16 protein-coding genes are annotated in these 17,468 nt (G+C 60.4%); 10 read left to right on the top strand and 6 right to left on the bottom strand.

Annotated elements, in window-relative coordinates; translation table 11 throughout:
- The first annotated feature begins 6 nt into the window (after nucleotides 1-6).
- The 8 genes from purS to E2F50_RS06930 all read left to right on the top strand — a co-directional run bounded on the left by purS (nucleotide 7) and on the right by E2F50_RS06930 (nucleotide 6,214).
- Nucleotides 7-249, top strand: coding sequence for a phosphoribosylformylglycinamidine synthase subunit PurS (purS, locus tag E2F50_RS06895; protein ID WP_133315359.1), 243 nt, complete (start codon nucleotides 7-9; stop codon nucleotides 247-249).
- A 17-nt stretch (nucleotides 250-266) separates the two neighbouring features.
- Nucleotides 267-524: a hypothetical protein gene (locus E2F50_RS06900; RefSeq protein WP_133315360.1), complete on the top strand. Its 258-nt coding sequence runs from the start codon at nucleotides 267-269 to the stop codon at nucleotides 522-524.
- A complete protein-coding gene (gene purQ, locus E2F50_RS06905) occupies nucleotides 521-1,195 on the top strand; it encodes a phosphoribosylformylglycinamidine synthase subunit PurQ (protein WP_133315361.1) in 675 nt (224 codons plus the stop codon). Before E2F50_RS06900 ends, purQ begins: the two co-directional genes overlap by 4 nt.
- 50 nt (nucleotides 1,196-1,245) lie before the next feature.
- The gene (locus E2F50_RS06910; protein ID WP_133315362.1) at nucleotides 1,246-1,641 is read left to right on the top strand and encodes a hypothetical protein; all 396 of its coding nucleotides are present in this window, start codon (nucleotides 1,246-1,248) and stop codon (nucleotides 1,639-1,641) included.
- A gap of 180 nt (nucleotides 1,642-1,821) precedes the next feature.
- On the top strand, nucleotides 1,822-4,029 hold the full coding sequence (purL, locus tag E2F50_RS06915; protein ID WP_133315363.1) for a phosphoribosylformylglycinamidine synthase subunit PurL: 2,208 nt from the start codon (nucleotides 1,822-1,824) through the stop codon (nucleotides 4,027-4,029).
- 121 nt (nucleotides 4,030-4,150) lie between these two features.
- Nucleotides 4,151-4,387, top strand: a complete 237-nt coding sequence (locus E2F50_RS06920; protein WP_133315364.1) for a BolA/IbaG family iron-sulfur metabolism protein — start codon at nucleotides 4,151-4,153, stop codon at nucleotides 4,385-4,387.
- A gap of 161 nt (nucleotides 4,388-4,548) precedes the next feature.
- Nucleotides 4,549-4,884: a Grx4 family monothiol glutaredoxin gene (gene grxD / locus E2F50_RS06925; protein ID WP_133315365.1), complete on the top strand. Its 336-nt coding sequence runs from the start codon at nucleotides 4,549-4,551 to the stop codon at nucleotides 4,882-4,884.
- A 124-nt stretch (nucleotides 4,885-5,008) separates the two neighbouring features.
- Complete coding sequence (locus E2F50_RS06930; RefSeq protein WP_133316358.1) at nucleotides 5,009-6,214, top strand: multidrug effflux MFS transporter; 1,206 nt, start codon at nucleotides 5,009-5,011, stop codon at nucleotides 6,212-6,214.
- Between the two features lie 69 nt (nucleotides 6,215-6,283).
- Here E2F50_RS06930 and E2F50_RS06935 read toward each other — a convergent pair whose 3' ends face one another.
- From E2F50_RS06935 to cckA, 5 genes are all read right to left on the bottom strand, one after another.
- A complete protein-coding gene (locus E2F50_RS06935; RefSeq protein WP_133315366.1) occupies nucleotides 6,284-7,111 on the bottom strand; it encodes an inositol monophosphatase family protein in 828 nt (275 codons plus the stop codon).
- A 23-nt stretch (nucleotides 7,112-7,134) separates the two neighbouring features.
- The gene (ttcA, locus tag E2F50_RS06940) at nucleotides 7,135-8,001 is read right to left on the bottom strand and encodes a tRNA 2-thiocytidine(32) synthetase TtcA (protein WP_133315367.1); all 867 of its coding nucleotides are present in this window, start codon (nucleotides 7,999-8,001) and stop codon (nucleotides 7,135-7,137) included.
- Between the two features lie 49 nt (nucleotides 8,002-8,050).
- Nucleotides 8,051-10,714, bottom strand: coding sequence for an alanine--tRNA ligase (alaS, locus tag E2F50_RS06945; protein ID WP_133315368.1), 2,664 nt, complete (start codon nucleotides 10,712-10,714; stop codon nucleotides 8,051-8,053).
- Nucleotides 10,715-10,897: 183 nt separating this feature from the next.
- Nucleotides 10,898-11,986 (bottom strand): recombinase RecA, encoded by a 1,089-nt coding sequence (gene recA / locus E2F50_RS06950; protein ID WP_133315369.1) that lies wholly within the window; start codon nucleotides 11,984-11,986, stop codon nucleotides 10,898-10,900.
- 226 nt (nucleotides 11,987-12,212) lie between these two features.
- Nucleotides 12,213-14,837: a cell cycle histidine kinase CckA gene (gene cckA, locus E2F50_RS06955; protein ID WP_133315370.1), complete on the bottom strand. Its 2,625-nt coding sequence runs from the start codon at nucleotides 14,835-14,837 to the stop codon at nucleotides 12,213-12,215.
- Nucleotides 14,838-15,091: 254 nt separating this feature from the next.
- Here cckA and E2F50_RS06960 point away from each other — a divergent pair, with 254 nt between their 5' ends.
- Nucleotides 15,092-16,126, top strand: a complete 1,035-nt coding sequence (locus E2F50_RS06960; RefSeq protein ID WP_133315371.1) for a flagellar biosynthetic protein FliO — start codon at nucleotides 15,092-15,094, stop codon at nucleotides 16,124-16,126.
- 77 nt (nucleotides 16,127-16,203) lie between these two features.
- On the opposite strand, the gene dksA is transcribed toward E2F50_RS06960, so the two are convergent.
- Nucleotides 16,204-16,623 (bottom strand): RNA polymerase-binding protein DksA, encoded by a 420-nt coding sequence (dksA, locus tag E2F50_RS06965; RefSeq protein WP_133315372.1) that lies wholly within the window; start codon nucleotides 16,621-16,623, stop codon nucleotides 16,204-16,206.
- Nucleotides 16,624-16,890: 267 nt separating this feature from the next.
- Between dksA and E2F50_RS06970 the strand changes: the two genes are divergently transcribed.
- On the top strand, nucleotides 16,891-17,406 hold the full coding sequence (locus E2F50_RS06970) for a SixA phosphatase family protein (RefSeq protein ID WP_133315373.1): 516 nt from the start codon (nucleotides 16,891-16,893) through the stop codon (nucleotides 17,404-17,406).
- Nucleotides 17,407-17,468: the final 62 nt, after the last annotated feature.

A 17,468-nucleotide genomic window follows, 5' to 3' on the forward strand; every position in this document is an offset into this window, starting at 1 on the left:
AGATCAGTGATCAAGGCACGCGTGACGGTAACGCTCAAGAACGGCGTTCTCGATCCACAAGGCAAGGCGATCGAGGGTGCGCTCGGCAGCCTCGGCTTCGAGGGTGTTCACCAGGTCCGGCAGGGCAAGGTCTTCGATCTCGAAATCGACGGAACCGACAAGGGCCAGGCCGAAGCGAACCTGAAGACCATGTGCGACAAGCTTCTGGCAAACACGGTGATCGAGAACTATACTATCGCAATCGACTGAGGGTTGCGGAGGCTATGATGGCCGAAATTACCAATGAGCTGATGTATGAGCTGATGAAACGCATGCATGGAGAGTTGGCCAATCTTCGTGACGGCCAGAATGATTTGCGCCAGGACTTCATCAGCCTCCGTAATCACATGCACGTCATGCAAGGTGACGTGAACAACCTTCGGACGACGATGGCGCAGGTGTTGATCCGTCTCGACCGTATTGAAAACCGCCTCGAGCTGCGCGAGCTCTCCGAGGCCCAGGCAAGGTTTGAACCACACCCATGAAATCCGCCGTCGTTCAGCTTCCCGGCCTCAATCGCGACCGCGACATGATCGCCGCCCTCACCAAGATTTCCGGCAAGGCGCCGATCACCATCTGGCAGACTGAGACCGCCATTCCCGATGATGTCGATCTGATTGTCATTCCCGGCGGCTTTTCCTATGGCGACTACCTGCGCTGCGGAGCGATTGCCGCGCGGATGCCTGTCCTGCAGGCGATCAAGGAAAAGGCTGAAAAAGGCGTCAAGGTGCTCGGCGTCTGCAACGGCTTCCAGATCCTCGTCGAAGCGGGAATGCTGCCTGGCGTCCTGATGCGCAACACATCCCTGCGCTTTGTCTGCAAGGACGTGAAGCTCGAGGTCATCAACGCCGACACGGATTTTACGCGCGCCTATGCCAAGGGCCAGATCATCCGCTGCCCGGTCGCCCATCACGACGGCAATTATTTTGTAGACGAAGAAACGCTTGCAGGTATGGAAGACCGGGGTGAAATCATCTTCCGCTATGCGGAAGGAACCAACCCCAACGGCTCCCTGAGCGATATTGCCGGCGTGATCAACAGCCGGGGCAATGTGCTGGGCATGATGCCACATCCCGAAAACCTCATCGAGGCTGCGCATGGCGGCAATGATGGCCGGGGCATTTTCGCCTCCGCCCTCGAAGTCATCGCCGCGTGATTGCCGCAAGCCATCGCGCTCCTCAAAAAGATCATTCTGGACACAAGCACATGCCGACTTCTCGTGGACTTTCGCCTTTCCTCCCGTTCTTGGCTGTTGGACTGGCACTGTCCTCTTGCCAGTCCAAGCCGGTCGCTGTGCGCGCCAATCCGTCGGCGCTGGACGTGATGGAAAAGGTTGCCGTTTCGGCCAACCGCTGCTGGTTCAAGTCGGGCGATCCCGCCTTCAAATCCTATAGCTTTGCACCGGAACTGACGTCCTTCTCCGATCGCCCGCGTATCCTGCTGACCCGCAAGGGTTCGGCTGATATTCGTCCACTGCTCGTGGTCCAGGCGGAAGGGCGCCCTGCCCGTCTCAGTGCCTTCGGGCCGCTGATGAACGAGCCGATCGCCGGGCGGATCAATACGGATGTCAACAAGTGGTCGTCCGGCAGCACAGGCTGCTAACCCGCACCGCGCCGCCTCATATCTATGCCTTGGCTCAACACGATTAGCGCCTCCGCTTCCCGTCGCGGAACACCGTCAGATCAAGGCCGAGCCTGCGTGCAGAGCAGCATTTTCCTGTCGCGCGGGCGCACCACATAGGCTAAACAGCGGCAATTCAGGCTCGCTATCCCAGAGAAGATCATGACCATTTCCAACAGCATCGCGATCACGCCGGAACTCGTAGCCTCCCACGGCTTGAAGCCGGACGAGTACCAGCGGATCCTCGATCTGATCGGCCGCGAGCCGAGCTTTACCGAGCTCGGAATCTTTTCGGCTATGTGGAACGAGCACTGCTCCTACAAGTCTTCCAAGAAATGGCTGCGGACCCTGCCGACCAAGGGGCCGCGGGTGATCCAGGGTCCGGGCGAAAATGCCGGTGTCGTCGACATCGATGACGGCGATGTGGTGGTCTTCAAGATGGAGAGCCACAACCACCCATCCTATATCGAGCCCTACCAGGGTGCAGCGACCGGTGTCGGCGGCATCCTGCGCGACGTCTTCACCATGGGCGCCCGTCCGATTGCCGCCATGAACGCCCTGCGTTTCGGCGCTCCGGATCACCCGAAGACAAAGCACCTCGTATCCGGCGTGGTGGCCGGCGTCGGCGGCTATGGCAATTCCTTTGGCGTGCCGACTGTTGGCGGCGAGGTTGAGTTCGACGAACGCTACAACGGCAATATCCTTGTCAACGCCTTTGCAGCCGGCCTTGCCAAGTCAGATGCAATCTTCCTCTCGGAAGCCAAGGGCGTCGGCCTTCCCGTTGTTTACCTTGGTGCCAAGACCGGACGCGACGGCGTCGGCGGTGCCACCATGGCTTCGGCGGAATTCGATGAATCAATCGAGGAAAAGCGTCCGACTGTTCAGGTCGGCGATCCTTTCACCGAGAAATGTCTGCTGGAGGCCTGCCTTGAGCTGATGCAGACGGGTGCGGTGATTGCCATCCAGGACATGGGTGCCGCCGGCCTCACCTGCTCGGCGGTCGAAATGGGTGCCAAGGGCGATCTCGGCATCGAGCTGAACCTGGATCAGGTGCCGGTGCGCGAAGAGCGGATGACGGCTTATGAAATGATGCTGTCGGAAAGCCAGGAGCGCATGCTCATGGTGCTGCAGCCTGAAAAAGAGGAAGAAGCGAAGGCCATCTTCGTCAAGTGGGGCCTCGACTTTGCCATTGTCGGCAAGACCACCGATGACCTGCGCTTCCGCGTCCTCCATCAGGGTGATGAGGTTGCCAATCTGCCGATCAAGGATCTCGGAGATCAGGCGCCGGAATACGATCGTCCCTGGACCGAGACCAAGGGCCGTGCTCCCCTGCCCGCATCAGAGGTCGCCGCCCCTTCCGACTATAACGAGGCGCTTCTGAAGCTCGTCGGCTCGCCTAACCAGGCCAGCCGCCGCTGGGTCTGGGAACAGTATGACACGTTGATCCAAGGCAACTCGCTGCAGCGTCCCGGCGGGGATGCCGGCGTCGTTCGCGTCGAAGGTCATCCCTCGAAAGGGCTCGCTTTCTCCTCGGACGTGACGCCACGCTATGTGGAAGCCGATCCGTTCGAAGGCGGCAAGCAGGCGGTCGCCGAATGCTGGCGCAATATCGTCGCAACGGGAGCCGAACCGCTGGCAGCGACCGACAACCTCAATTTCGGCAACCCGGAGAAACCGGAAATCATGGGCCAGCTGGTCGGCGCCATCAAGGGCATCGGCGAGGCGTGCAAGGCGCTCGATTTCCCGATCGTGTCGGGCAATGTCTCCCTATACAACGAGACGAACGGCGTCGCCATCCTTCCCACCCCGACCATTGCCGGCGTCGGTCTTCTGCCCGACTGGCAGAAGATGGCGAAGATCGGCTCCGCCCAGCAAGACGATAAGCTGATCATGATCGGCAGCGATGGGAGCCATCTCGGATCGTCCATCTACCTGCGCGACATCTGCGACAGCATCGAAGGCCCTCCGCCGGAAGTCGATCTTGCTGCCGAACGCCGCAATGGCAAATTCGTCCGCTCCGTCATTCGCGGAGGACAGGTGACCGCCTGCCACGACATTTCATCGGGTGGTCTGGCCATCACGCTTGCCGAAATGGCCATGGCTTCCGGCAAGGGAGCTCATATCAGCCTTTCCGAACAGCGCGGCCCTGCGCATGCGCTCCTGTTCGGAGAAGACCAAGCCCGCTATGTCGTCGCCGTCCCTGCCGATCTTGCCGATTTCGTCCAGGCGAGTGCGGAAGGTGCCGGAGTACCCTTCCGCCCGCTCGGGACGGTGAACGGCGACCGGCTGGTCATTGATGATCTCATCGATCTTCCGGTGGTCGATCTGGCCAATGCCCATGAAAGCTGGTTCCCAGGCTTCATGGCCTGAGGCTAGCCGATTTCCTGTCGGTTTGCGCCGCGGCTGCCTTTGACCCGGGTAGCAGTTTAAGGCAGTCTATGCGGCAATCGACGCTGTGCCGAGCGCGTGGCGAATCAAAAGGAATTGCATAATGCCGATGAAACCTGGCGACATCGAAGACATGATCAAGACCGGCATTCCGGGTGCCAAAGTCACCATTCGAGATCTCGCCGGCGATGGCGATCACTATGCCGCCGAAGTCGTGGCCGAGGCATTTCGCGGCAAGAGCCGTGTCCAGCAGCATCAGATGGTCTATGAAGCCTTGAAAGGCAATATGGGCGGCGTGCTGCATGCACTGGCTCTGCAAACTTCTGCTCCGACCGACTAATCCGCCGCTCGCAGGGCAGCAGATCCGGCATCTAGCCGCGCTCTGCAATGTCGCCGAACGAGCTTTGCCGTTATTGCGCTGGAATTCTTCAAGTGAGGTTGCTATTTAAGCGATTGACGCAGCGCAGCGGTCCTTGAAACCGCATGTGAAAGGATAGAGACATGAGCGGCATCCACGATTTGATCGACAATGAAGTCAAGAACAATGACGTTGTCCTCTTCATGAAAGGCACACCGCAGTTTCCGCAGTGTGGCTTTTCCGGCCAGGTTGCGCAGATTCTCGACTATCTCGGCCTGGACTATAAGGGCGTAAACGTGCTTGCCGACGCGGAAATCCGCCAGGGCATCAAGGACTATTCGAACTGGCCGACGATTCCGCAGCTTTATGTCAAAGGCGAGTTCGTCGGCGGCTGTGATATCGTGCGGGAAATGTTCCAGTCGGGTGAACTGCAGTCGCATCTGCAGGAGCAGGGCATTACCGTCCGCGGGGCCGCATAAGCAAACGGCCCTGTAGGACAGTTTTACGAATTTCCAAGGCGCCGCACCCACGGCGCCTTTCACATTCTTATAGGAAATTGCTGTGACAAATCCTTCACAATTGGCTGCAGGCCGGCTTCATGGCATGGGCAAGACCGAGTTCATCGCCATGATGGCGGCGCTGATGGCGCTGAACGCTCTGGCGATCGATATCATGCTTCCCGGCCTGCAGCAGATCGGTGCGTCGCTTGGCGTCGAGAATGAGAATCACCGCCAGTATGTCGTCTCCGCTTATCTCTTCGGCTTCGGAATTGCGCAGCTGTTTTATGGTCCTATTTCCGATCGCTTTGGCCGGCGCAGGCCGCTTCTGATCGGCCTCACCATCTATATCCTGTCGGCGGTTGCCGTCGTCTTCGTTCCTTCTTTTGCCGGTCTCTTGATACTCAGGTTCATTCAAGGTGTCGGCTCCGCCGCCACCCGCGTCATTGCCATCTCGGTCGTCCGCGACGTCTTCGGCGGCCGCGCCATGGCCGAAGTCATGTCGCTGATCATGATGGTCTTCATGGTCGTGCCCGTCATCGCGCCGGGCACCGGGCAGGTCGTGATGTTCTTCGGCAATTGGCATCTGATCTTCGTCTTCATTGCCGTCGTCGCCATTGTCGTTACGGCCTGGGTGTCACGACGCCTGCCGGAAACGCTCGATCCTGCCGATGCCCGCCCCTTCACTGCATCCTCGATCATCGGTGGCTTCATCATCGTCCTGACCAACCGCGTCGCCCTCTGCTACACGATTGCCAGCACGTTCATCTTCGGGGCACTGTTCGGCTTCATCAATTCCGCCCAGCAGGTCTATGTGGGGATCTATGAACTCGGCGTCTGGTTTTCGCTCGCCTTCGCCGCGGTTGCTTTGTTCATGTCCATCTCCGCCTTCCTGAATTCGCGCTGGGTCGGCAGACTTGGCATGCGACGCCTGTCGCATACCGCTTTGCTCGGATTTGTGGCGGTAACCTTCGTCTGGCTGGCAGTCCAGCTTCTTTCGGCGACGCCTATGCCTTTCCCGCTCTTCCTCGCCTTCTTTGCGCTGGCCATGTTCCAGTTCGGTCTGATCGCGTCGAACTTCAATTCGCTTGCCATGGAGCCGCTCGGGCATGTTGCGGGGACTGCCTCCTCCGTTCTCGGCTTCATGGGCACGGTGGGCGGTGCATTGATCGGTGCGATGATTGGGCAGGCTTATGACGGAACTGCAACGCCGATGGTGGCCGGCTTCTTTGCTGTCTCGGTCATCGGCCTGGTATTCGTGCTGATCGGCGAAAAAGGAAAGCTGTTCCAGCCGCACAATCCAAGGCCATAGGCCCGACTGGAGAGCGGGGGCTGGTCTGCCGTTTCCGCGTCCTCCTCCTTATCCGGAAGTCATTCCGGTTCAGATGGCGCCGATAATCTCGCGGCGCAGTAACTGCCAGCTGTCCTTATCGGTCGCGATCAAAAGGCCGCCGTCGACATGCAACGGCCGGTAGGACGAACCGTCGAACCTCGCCACATAGCCGCCCGCCTCGGCGGCGATAAGGCTGCCGGCCAGGTGATCCCAGGGCATCAGCTTGTTGTAGAGCACGAAGTCGACATGACCGCCGGCAAAGGTACGATATTCGTGGGCTGCGCAACGGTAGTTGGCAAAGAAGCGGACCTTGGCGAGATTGCTCAGGAGCTGCTCTCGGTCCTTGCCGAGGAAGTAGCCCGGTGAGGCCATGCCCACCATGGCATCCAGCGGTCGCGAATCGGCGACGGCCAGGCGAATGGCCTCGCCATCGGCACGCCTCAGAAATGCTCCGGCGCCCTTTTCTGCCAGGACCCAGTCGTCGCCCATCGGATCATAGATGATTCCAGCCACCGTTTCGCCCTTCCAGACCACGGACGCCATGACCCCGAAGGCTGGAATGCCGGATGCGAAATTAAACGTGCCGTCCACCGGATCGACAACCACCGCCAGTTCCGCATCAGCCAGCGTGCCCAGCAGCGCCGGATCGGCGGCCACGGATTCCTCGCCGATGAAAACGGCATCCGGCGCCCATTCCCGCAGCTCACGCCGGATCATCCGCTCCGCCTCGACATCCGCCTCCGTCACGAGGTCGGTCGGCTCGCTCTTTGCCCGGATGTCGCCGCTTCCAAGCCTGCGAAAGCGGGGCAGAATTTCGGATTTCGCAGCCAGCCGCAGAAGCTCCGCCAGCCGCGTGATGTCGAGAGGTGAAGGCATGTCGGATCTCCTCCAGAGATGTGTCAGCCGCTTTGTTTGGCCTGCAGCCCAGCAAAGTCGAAGAGCTGCGGATCGAGAAGATGGGATGGATTGACATGGGCGAGCGCCCGCAGCATCGTATCCTTGCGCCCTGGCATGCGCGTCTCGATATCGGCCAGCATTGCCTTCATGACATTGCGTTGCAGGCCATCCTGCGAGCCGCAGAGATCGCAAGGAATGATAGGAAACTGCATCGCGGCTGCAAATTTCGCCAGATCGTCTTCGGCACAATAGGCGAGCGGCCGCAGCAACATGAGGTCACCCTCATCGTTCAGAAGCTTTGCAGGCATGCCCGCTAATCGGCCGCCGTGGAAGAAATTCATGAAGAAGGTTTCAAGAATGTCTTCGCGGTGATGGCCGAGCACCAGCGCGTCGCAGCCCTCTTCGCGGGCGATCCGGTATAGGTTGCCGCGCCGCAGCCTCGAACAGAGCGAGCAATAGGTCGCACCTGCAGCCGTCTTTTCCTTCACAATCGAATAGGTATCCCGGTATTCGATCCGGTGCTTGACGCCGATGGACGTCAGAAAGTCCGGCAGAACGTGCTTGGGAAAATTCGGCTGGCCCTGATCCAGATTGCAGGCGATCAGCTCGACCGGCAGAAGGCCGCGCCATTGAAGATCGAGCAGAACGGCCAGAAGCGAATAGGAGTCCTTGCCGCCTGAAACGCCCACGAGCCAGCGCTTCTGGTCCTTCAGCATGCCGAAGTCCTGAAATGCCTGCCGGACCTGGCGAAGCAAACGCTTGCGCAGCTTGTTGAAAGACACGGAGTCAGGGGCATTCCGAAATAGCGCCGGGACGAGGCCGTCTGCGACCTCGTCCAGCTCGTCATCAATCTTGACGGTCACACCCATTCGTCACCCTTTGCACCAGAAGCCGGCCTGACCCGCTTCTGGTATGTGATCATGCCCCCAGGGCCGCCGCCACGGCATCCAACGCTTCGCCAGCCTTGGCGCCGTCCGGGCCGCCTGCCTGTGCCATGTCCGGCCGGCCGCCGCCGCCCTTGCCGCCGAGGGCGGCCGACGCCACGCGCACCAGGTCAACGGCGCTGAACCGTCCGACGAGATCATCGGTCACCGCAACCACAGCGCTCGCTTTGCCATCTTCTGAAACGCCGATCAACGTCACCACGCCGGAGCCGATGCTTGCCTTGCCCTCGTCGGCGAGACTCTTCAAATCCTTGGCGTCGATTCCCTGCAACGCCTTGCCGAGGAATTTGAGGCCGGCGATCTCCTTGACGTCCTCCGCCGAACCACCCTGCCGGCCGCCGCCCATGGCCAGCCGGCGTTTGGCATCGGCCAGTTCCTTTTCCAGCTTGCGGCGCTCGTCGACCAAGCTTTCCACACGGGCAACCACGTCTGCCGGCTGAACCTTGAGAGCACCAGCCAGCGCCTTGATCCGCTCATCCTGCTCGGCCAGATAGGTGCGTGCCGCATCGCCCGTCACGGCTTCCACGCGCCGCACGCCTGCGCCGACTGCACTTTCGCCAAGGATGCGCACGAGGCCGATATCGCCGGTCGCATGAACATGCGTGCCACCGCAGAGTTCGATGGAATAGGGCTTGCCGGTCTTTTGACCCTCAATCCCCGTACCCATGGATACAACCCGCACCTCATCGCCATATTTTTCACCGAACAGAGCCATGGCGCCTTCGGCAATGGCATCGTCGACGCTCATCAGCCGGGTCGTCACCGGGGCGTTCTGCAGGATGATGGCGTTCGCCATGTCCTCGACGACCTGCAGTTCCTCGGCCGACATCGGCTTCGGATGCGAAACGTCGAAACGCAGCCGCTCAGGCGCCACAAGCGATCCCTTCTGCGCCACATGGCTGCCGAGCACTTCGCGAAGAGCCTCGTGCAGCAGATGGGTCGCGGAATGGTTCGACCGCAGGCGCGAACGGCGCTGGTGATCCACCGCCAACTGCACCGCATCGCCCTGCTTCAAGGTGCCCTCGGTCACAACCGCCGAATGAACGAAGACACCCTCGCCCTTCTTCTGGGTATCGGCGACCTGAAGCTTGGAATAATCGGTGGAAATGAGGCCGGTATCGCCCATCTGGCCACCGGATTCTCCATAGAAAGGCGTCTGATTGACCACGATCTGAACGTGCTCGCCGGCCGCTGCAGCCTCGACCGCTTTACCGTCACGAACAATCGCCTGCACCACGCCTTCGGCGGTTTCCGTGTCATAGCCGAGGAACTCGGTCGCGCCGAACTTGTCCTTGAGCTCGAACCAGATCGTTTCCGTGGCCTTGTCGCCCGAGCCGGCCCAATGGGAGCGTGCTTCGGCCTTCTGACGTTCCATCGCATCCGTGAAGCCGGAAATATCGACGCCGATTTCCCGTGCCCGCAGCGCGTCCTGGGTAAGATCCAGCGGGAAGCCATAGGTGTCGTAAAGCTTAAAGGCCGTCTCGCCGTCCAGCATGTCACCCTTGCCGAGCGTCGTGGTGGCGTCGGACAGCAGCGAAAGGCCACGCTCCAGCGTCTTGCGGAAGCGGTTTTCTTCGAGCCGCAGCGTTTCGGAGATCAGCGCTTCGGCGCGAACCAGTTCCGGATAAGCGCGGCCCATCTGCTGCACGAGCGTCGGAAGCAGCTTCCACATCAGCGGTTCGCGGGCGCCGAGAAGCTCCGCATGCCGCATGGCGCGGCGCATGATGCGGCGAAGCACATATCCGCGACCCTCGTTCGAAGGCAAAACACCATCGGCAATCAGGAAGGCGGAGGAGCGCAAATGGTCGGCGATCACGCGGTGGCTGGCGCGGCGCTCGCCGTCCGCCTTGATGCCCGTCGCGTCTTCCGAAGCGGAAATCAGCGCCCGGAAAAGGTCGATATCGTAATTGTCGTGCTTGCCCTGCAGAAGCGCTGCCACCCGCTCCAGACCCATGCCGGTATCGATCGAAGGGCGCGGCAAGTCTACCCGCTCCTCCTTCGTCACCTGCTCATACTGCATGAAAACGAGGTTCCAGATTTCGATGAAACGATCGCCGTCTTCTTCCGGCGAGCCGGGAGGGCCGCCCCAGATATGGTCGCCATGGTCGTAGAAGATTTCCGAGCACGGACCGCAGGGACCGGTATCGCCCATAGCCCAGAAATTGTCGCTGGTGGCGATCCTGATGATCCGGTCATCTGTCAGGCCGGCGATCTTCTTCCACAAGCCGAAAGCTTCGTCATCCGTATGGTAGACTGTCACCAGCAGCCGCTTGGCATCGATGCCGAACTCCTTGGTGATCAGGTTCCAGGCAAGCTCGATAGCATTTTCCTTGAAATAATCGCCGAAGGAGAAGTTGCCCAGCATTTCAAAGAAGGTGTGATGCCGTGCCGTATAGCCGACATTGTCGAGGTCATTGTGCTTGCCGCCGGCGCGCACGCATTTCTGCGCCGTCGCCGCCGTCGAATAGGGCCGCTTTTCAAGACCAGTAAAAACGTTCTTGAACTGCACCATGCCGGCATTGGTGAACATCAGCGTCGGGTCGTTGCGCGGAACCAGCGGGCTCGAGGACACGACCTCATGTCCGTTCTTTCGGAAATAGTCGAGGAAAGTCGACCGGATTTCATTCACGCCGCTCATGCTAGGCCCCTGTCACTGCCGGATGCAGTCCACCATTCAAAATCCCAAGGCTTGTATCTTCCACACCGAAGACTGTCCAGCCGCCCATCCTCCCAACACAATGAGAAACCGGCCGCGCATCTTTCGATGGCGACCGGTACGAAGTAAGCGGCCGGAGCGAACTCCGAGATGCGGCGGCGCCGCTTACAATTCTGCGGCCAGATCGCCGTCATCGGCATCCGGACCACCATTTTGAAGGAACCGGTCCGCGATCAGCCCGGCATTCTGGCGCAGCGACATTTCGATCTCGCGAGCGAGTTCCGGATTGTCGCGCAAAAACGTCTTGGCATTCTCGCGTCCTTGGCCGAGGCGCTGGCTGTTATACGAGAACCAGGCGCCCGATTTCTCGACAATACCGGCCTTGACACCCAGATCGACAAGCTCGCCGGTCTTGGAAACGCCTTCGCCATACATGATGTCGAACTCGACCTGCTTGAAGGGAGGCGCCATCTTGTTCTTGACGACCTTGACGCGCGTCTGGTTGCCGATCACCTCTTCGCGCTCCTTGACCTGGCCGATGCGGCGGATGTCGAGGCGGACCGAGGCATAGAATTTCAAGGCATTGCCGCCGGTCGTCGTTTCCGGCGAGCCGAACATGACGCCGATCTTCATGCGGATCTGGTTGATGAAGATCACCATCGTATTCGACTTGGAAATCGACGCCGTCAGCTTGCGCAGCGCCTGGCTCATCAGGCGGGCCTGCAGGCCGGGAAGGCTGTCACCCATTTCGCCTTCGATTTCGGCACGCGGCGTCAGCGCCGCAACCGAATCGACAACCAGAACGTCGACTGCACCCGAACGAACCAGTGTATCGGTGATCTCGAGCGCCTGCTCACCTGTATCCGGCTGCGAAATCAGCAGGTTCTGGAGATCGACGCCGAGCTTGCGGGCGTAAACCGGGTCAAGCGCGTGTTCGGCGTCGACAAAGGCGCAGATGCCACCCTTCTTCTGCGCTTCTGCAATCGTCTGCAGCGCAAGCGTCGTCTTGCCCGAACTTTCCGGGCCATAGATCTCAACAATGCGGCCTTTGGGGAGACCGCCGATGCCGAGCGCAATATCGAGGCTAAGAGAGCCGGTCGACACCGTCTCGATCTCGACAATGCTCTCGTTCGCACCGAGCTTCATGATCGATCCCTTGCCGAAGGATCGTTCGATCTGTGAAAGTGCCGCCTCAAGCGCCTTGCTCTTATCCACGCCTTTATCCTCTACCAGCCGCAAACTGTTCTGTGCCATGTGGATCCACCTTTAGGTTATTGCCGCCGCGCAAGCAATGAAGCAGCCGTTAAAGGCTGTGTACATGGTTTGTTCTCATATTGCAAGAGGCGGGCAAACCTCTGATTCAAAATAATCATTCCACACACGTTCGCTGAACGTTCTCACGCTCTGCCGCTGTGGAAACCTCATGAAGAACAATGTCCGTTCGCCGCTTCCGATACCGGGAGCGGCGCAGGCTGCCTTGCTATTCCGAATCAAGCATCTCGCGCACTGCGACCGCCAGCTGTTTCAGCGAAAACGGCTTGGGCAGGAAGCCGAACTTTGCGTCTGCCGGTAGATTGCGCGCAAAGGCATCTTCCGCATAACCGGACACGAAGATGAACTTGAGGTCTGGATAGGTCTTGCGCAGCTCCGTCAGGAGTGTCGGCCCGTCCATTTCCGGCATGACGACGTCGGACACGACGATGTCCACCGCTCCGTCGAGCTCTTCCATGATTTCCAGTGCTTCCGTGCCGGAACCGGCCTCGTGGACAGTATAGCCGCGGGTTTCCAGCATCCGCTTGCCGCCGCGGCGCACCGCCTCCTCGTCCTCGACGAGCAGCACGACGGCGGAATTGCCTGTCAGGTCCAGATCGTCCGACGGCGGTGCAGAAACGATCCGCGCCGGGGCCGGCTGCTGGGCAACGCCTGAGCCCGTCTGGCCTGCGGCGTCCGAACCGGCGGCAGGCTGTTCAACGATATGGCGCGGCAGGAAGATGCGGAAGCTCGTGCCGCGACCGACTTCCGATTCCGGATAGATGTAACCGCCGGATTGTTTGACGATGCCATAGACCATGGAAAGGCCAAGCCCCGTCCCCTTGCCCACTTCCTTTGTGGTGAAGAAGGGTTCGAAGATCTTGTCCATGATATCGGGCGCTATGCCGGTGCCGCTATCGGCGACTTCGACCATGACCAGCTCTTCCGCCGGCAGGTCCGCCTGATGGAAGCCTGCCGCCTCTTCGGCGGTCACATTGCGCGTCTTGATCAGGATGGTACCGCCTTGCGGCATCGCATCGCGGGCGTTGACGCAGAGGTTGATCAGCACCTGTTCGAACTGCGAAAGGTCAGTCCGGACCGCCCAAAGGTCGCGGCCGTAATCCACTTCGAGCTTCACATTCGTGCCGGAGATGAGCCGCTCGACCAGCATGCGCAGATCGCCGACGACGTCCGTCAGGTTCAGCACTGCCGGCCGCATGGTCTGCTTGCGCGAGAAAGCCAGCAGCTGGCGCACTAGGACGGCGGCACGGTTGGCATTGCGCTTGATCTCCATGAGATCGGCAAAGCTCGCATCCGAAGGTCGGGCCTGCAGAAGCAGGTGATCGGATGACAGGAGAATGGCGGTCAGCACATTGTTGAAATCATGCGCAATACCGCCGGCGAGCGTGCCGACGGCATTGAGCTTCTGGGTCTGCGCCATCTGCGTTTCGAGCGCTTTCTGTTCCGTCGTCTCCACAGCGTAGATGATCGCTGCTTCCTCGGGCGCTTCATCACTCTCGTCGATGACCGCATTGACATAAAAGCGCACATAGCGGTTTTCGTCGCCCGGGTGGCGGGAATCGATCGGCGGAATATCGCCCTGGCGATCCTTGGCAGCGGCCAGAGCCTGCATCAACTGCGGACGGGTGGCTTCGTTGGCGATCTTTTCCAGTTCTGCGCCCGCCTCGACATCGTCGCGCGATACGACACCCGCAAACAGTTTCAGGAAAGGCGCGTTGATGCGCAGGATCTTGCCATTGCCGTCCACGGAAGCAATCGCCATGGGCGTATTGTTGAAGAAGCGCGTAAACCGCATGGCAGAAGCAGACTGGTCGCCTTCGCCGCCCCTCGGGCGGGTGAGAACGACGCTGCGGCTTTCGCCGGGCGCCCCGTCGCGCATGGAACTGACGCTGTGGACCAGCCGCACGGGAAGGCTCTGGCCATTGGCGCGGCGCAGGTCGAGGTCCAGGGTCTCGGTGCGCTTAAGCCCCGGTGCCGGCTGCACCGACTGGATCAGAGCCATCCCCTCGCCTGCCACGAGATCCGCGATCGACAGCGAGCGCGGCACGAATTTCGTAAGATCCAGACCGAGCCATTCCGCAAGGGTCGCATTGATATAGAAAAGCTCGCCCTTCTTGCCGGCCGAAAAGAAGCCGACCGGCGCGTGGTCGAGATAGTCGATCGCGTTCTGCAACTCGCGGAAGAACCGTTCCTGATCGTCCCGCTCGGAGGTGATCTCGGTGATCTGCCAGATATCCAGCTGCCGGCTGCGGTTCTTGCCGTCCGCCGGCGCCAGCAGCCCCGCCTTCAGGCGATACCAATGGGCACCGGCACCGTTGCCCGTCGCCCGTCCGAGCGGCTGCAGCAGGCGAAATTCTTCATGGCCCTCGCGCCCTTCCCGCAGCGCCGTTGTCAGTCGGTAAAGCGCTTCGGTGGATTCCCGCGTCCTCGACAGCAGCGTTTCGACCGACTGGACATTGTTTGGCCGGTTCGCGCCCGTCATGCGTCCATAGGCTGCATTGGCGTAAACGATGCGCCCCTTCGCATCGGTGATCAATATGCCGTCTGGGTGATTAGCGAGGAAGTCACGTGCCAGACCGTCGGAGCGCGATTGCGGCATGACCTCGACGAGGCCGATCAGCGAGGACACAAGAAAGAAGATCCCGACCATCGCCAATATGCCGAGCAGCCCGAGCACGACCTGGTTGTCGAGCGCGTTTTGAAAAACCACGAAGGCAGCGGCGACACCGATCAGGACCAGCGCCAGAAGCACAATCCGCAGCGCGGTTCGACCACGTGTTCCGCGATCCACCAATGGCGTCTCGTAGTTGCCGCCCTGCTGCAACTTCGTCATCAATCCCTCACATATCGGCCTGGCGACACGAGCCGTGACCATGAACTCAGGCGGATAAGTTCCCGCGATTCCTCTCTTAGCAAGTTGCGCGCAAAGCAAAAAGCTCCATGGCGGCATAAAAGCCGGGACAGTCGTGCCTAATGACCTATCTTACGCGCTATACCGTCGTCAGCCTGGGACAGAGACTGGCGGCGACTTGCGTCGGCTTTGAAAAAGTCGTTTTTTTACCAAGGTTGTGAAAAGGAGTGCCAGGGATGATCGAAGAAGTGATGAGCGCCTATGGCGGCCGGCTGGTGGTTGCCATCCTCGGCGTCGGCATCGGCCTTGTCTGCCTGATCGGGATCCTCTGGATTATGAGAGGGCGAAGCGGCCCGTCCCCCTTCGTGCGCGGCGGTCGCAACCGGCAGCCCCGCCTTCAGGTTCTGGACGCAGCCGCAGTCGATGCACGCAGGCGCCTCGTGCTTGTTCGCCGCGATGATGTCGAACACCTGATCATGATCGGTGGCCCGACCGACATCGTCATCGAGAGCGGCATATCCGGCCAGGCTTCCACTCGTGCGGCTTTGGAAGCACCAAGCGCCGCTCCAGCCGCGCAGGTTTCGGAGACGAGGGGGCAACCGCTGCCGCGTACGGCAATCACCAGTGCGGAAAACCGGGCGCAGAATTCCAGAGACATCGTTACGCGCGAACCCCAGCGGTCTGTTGCGGCGACGCCAGCGGCTCCGCAGCGATCGGAGCCTGTTGCCGGGCGTTCTGCAGCAATTGCTGGGCCGATGCCCGTTGCGACCCAGGCGGAAATTGCGCCGGCTCCCCAAGCCACGATGCCCGCACGCGAACAGAAAACCGAGACCCGATCGCCAGCGCCCGGTCCTGCGCTAGCGGCAGCAATACCTGCAGCGCGATCGGCCGCGTTACCCTTAGCGGCAGCATCCCTGGCGGTCGATGAAGCAGCGAACGCGCTTGACGCCGCTCGCTCGCGCGTGTTCGTGGAACGCCCGGAGCCGGAGCCGCCCTTGATCGTACCCATCAATGCTGCGACGGTTCCCGCATCCCTGCAGCCGGCAGCGGAAAAGCCGAAAATGCTCGGCAGCGACTTCGAGAAGATCCTTGAAGAGGAAATGGCAAGCAATCTTGCCGCACGCGAAGCGACCACCATCCCGCAGCCCAACCGCCAGACGCCTCCGCGTGACCCAGCGATTTCGCCGGTAACCGGTGCGACAGCTGATCCGTCGCTGCAGGACGAGGTAGCGCGTATCTTTGGCGAAATGTCAGCGACGCGTGACAAGTAGAATGCCTGAAACAACCAACCAACAAAAAGGCACGGAAACCCGTGCCTTTTTTATTGTCCTGCATTTGAAGCCAGGTTCTATTCGTCCCGGTACACCTTTTCGCGCCGCTCGTGGCGTTCCTGGGCTTCGATCGACAGGGTTGCGATCGGACGCGCGTCAAGCCGCTTTAGGCCGATCGGCTCACCCGTCTCCTCGCAGTAACCATAGGTACCCTCTTCAATACGCTGAAGCGCCGAGTCGATCTTGGAGATCAGCTTGCGCTGGCGATCGCGAGCGCGAAGCTCGATGGCACGGTCGGTTTCGGAAGAGGCGCGATCGGCAAGATCGGGATGGTTTGCGCTTTCTTCTGCCAGATGCCCCAGCGTCTCACGCGCTTCGCGAAGGATATCGTTCCTCCAGGCAATCAGCTTTGCCCGGAAATATGCCTTCTGGTTGGCATTCATGAACTCATCGTCTTCCGAGAGCACATAGTTGCTAAGATCGATCTTCTCACTCAACGCGTTTCTCCTGAAGAACATCTCGTGCGGCGCTCTATATCCTATTCAGCTGTACCGATTCAAGTCTTGCGCCTGCCGTCAAGGCGTTTTTAAAACTGACATGAAAATCAGCTAAAGGCCTATTTTTCAGCTCTTCTCAGCGCCCGAATAAGTCCATGGGATGGCCGGACTTCTGCGTTCCAAATGCCCGGATAAAGCTAAGCCCTGTTGACGACCTTAGCCACGAAGGATTAGGCAGGCATGAACTCAGGAGCTTCAGGCGCCGGTATGACTGTTATTGTTTCGCCCCCATCACGCATTTATCTGCTCCGTCATGCCAAGTCTGGTTGGGCGGAGCCGGGACAGCCCGACTTCGACCGCACCCTTGATGCCCAAGGCTATGCGGAAGCCGAGGTCGTGGCAGACCAGGCAGCCGACCGTGGCTACCGGCCGGATCTCGTGATCAGCTCGACCGCCATGCGGTGCCGTCAAACGGCCGAAGCCATCCGGCGCGCCATCAGCGAAACCATTGAGCCGGTTTTTGTCGACGAGCTTTATAACGGTTCTCTTTCCACCTATTCCGAAATCCTCTCGTCGCAGCCCGACAGCCAATCCGTGATGTTGATCGGTCATAATCCGACACTCCAGGAATTGCTGCGCGATCTTGTTGGCGGGGAAGCCGTGGCTGCCGCCATCCCGGGCGGTTTCCCGACCGGTGGTCTTGCTGTTCTCGACTATCGCGGCGCGGCGGAAGGGTCTGCTTCCGGCTCGGCTTGGGTGCTGAGCGATTTCCTGAAGGCCTGAGACGCCGCCCTGCCTCGCCATTGGTCTTCCCGGTCACCACTTGGCCTCCTATATAGGGGTGG

Origin of the sequence: Rhizobium deserti (assembly GCF_004358025.1) — a bacterium.
Taxonomy (GTDB): domain Bacteria; phylum Pseudomonadota; class Alphaproteobacteria; order Rhizobiales; family Rhizobiaceae; genus Neorhizobium; species Neorhizobium deserti.

Excerpts from the sequence above, each read along its gene's own strand:
- E2F50_RS06900 (WP_133315360.1), top strand. The coding sequence starts at position 267 with ATGGCCGAAATTACCAATGAGCTGATGTATGAGCTGATGAAACGCATG.
- purQ (WP_133315361.1), top strand. The coding sequence starts at position 521 with ATGAAATCCGCCGTCGTTCAGCTTCCCGGCCTCAATCGCGACCGCGAC.
- E2F50_RS06910 (WP_133315362.1), top strand. The coding sequence starts at position 1,246 with ATGCCGACTTCTCGTGGACTTTCGCCTTTCCTCCCGTTCTTGGCTGTT.
- purL (WP_133315363.1), top strand. The coding sequence starts at position 1,822 with ATGACCATTTCCAACAGCATCGCGATCACGCCGGAACTCGTAGCCTCC.
- E2F50_RS06920 (WP_133315364.1), top strand. The coding sequence starts at position 4,151 with ATGCCGATGAAACCTGGCGACATCGAAGACATGATCAAGACCGGCATT.
- grxD (WP_133315365.1), top strand. The coding sequence starts at position 4,549 with ATGAGCGGCATCCACGATTTGATCGACAATGAAGTCAAGAACAATGAC.
- E2F50_RS06930 (WP_133316358.1), top strand. The coding sequence starts at position 5,009 with ATGGGCAAGACCGAGTTCATCGCCATGATGGCGGCGCTGATGGCGCTG.
- E2F50_RS06935 (WP_133315366.1), bottom strand. The coding sequence starts at position 7,111 with ATGCCTTCACCTCTCGACATCACGCGGCTGGCGGAGCTTCTGCGGCTG.
- ttcA (WP_133315367.1), bottom strand. The coding sequence starts at position 8,001 with ATGGGTGTGACCGTCAAGATTGATGACGAGCTGGACGAGGTCGCAGAC.
- alaS (WP_133315368.1), bottom strand. The coding sequence starts at position 10,714 with ATGAGCGGCGTGAATGAAATCCGGTCGACTTTCCTCGACTATTTCCGA.
- recA (WP_133315369.1), bottom strand. The coding sequence starts at position 11,986 with ATGGCACAGAACAGTTTGCGGCTGGTAGAGGATAAAGGCGTGGATAAG.
- cckA (WP_133315370.1), bottom strand. The coding sequence starts at position 14,837 with ATGACGAAGTTGCAGCAGGGCGGCAACTACGAGACGCCATTGGTGGAT.
- E2F50_RS06960 (WP_133315371.1), top strand. The coding sequence starts at position 15,092 with ATGATCGAAGAAGTGATGAGCGCCTATGGCGGCCGGCTGGTGGTTGCC.
- E2F50_RS06970 (WP_133315373.1), top strand. The coding sequence starts at position 16,891 with ATGACTGTTATTGTTTCGCCCCCATCACGCATTTATCTGCTCCGTCAT.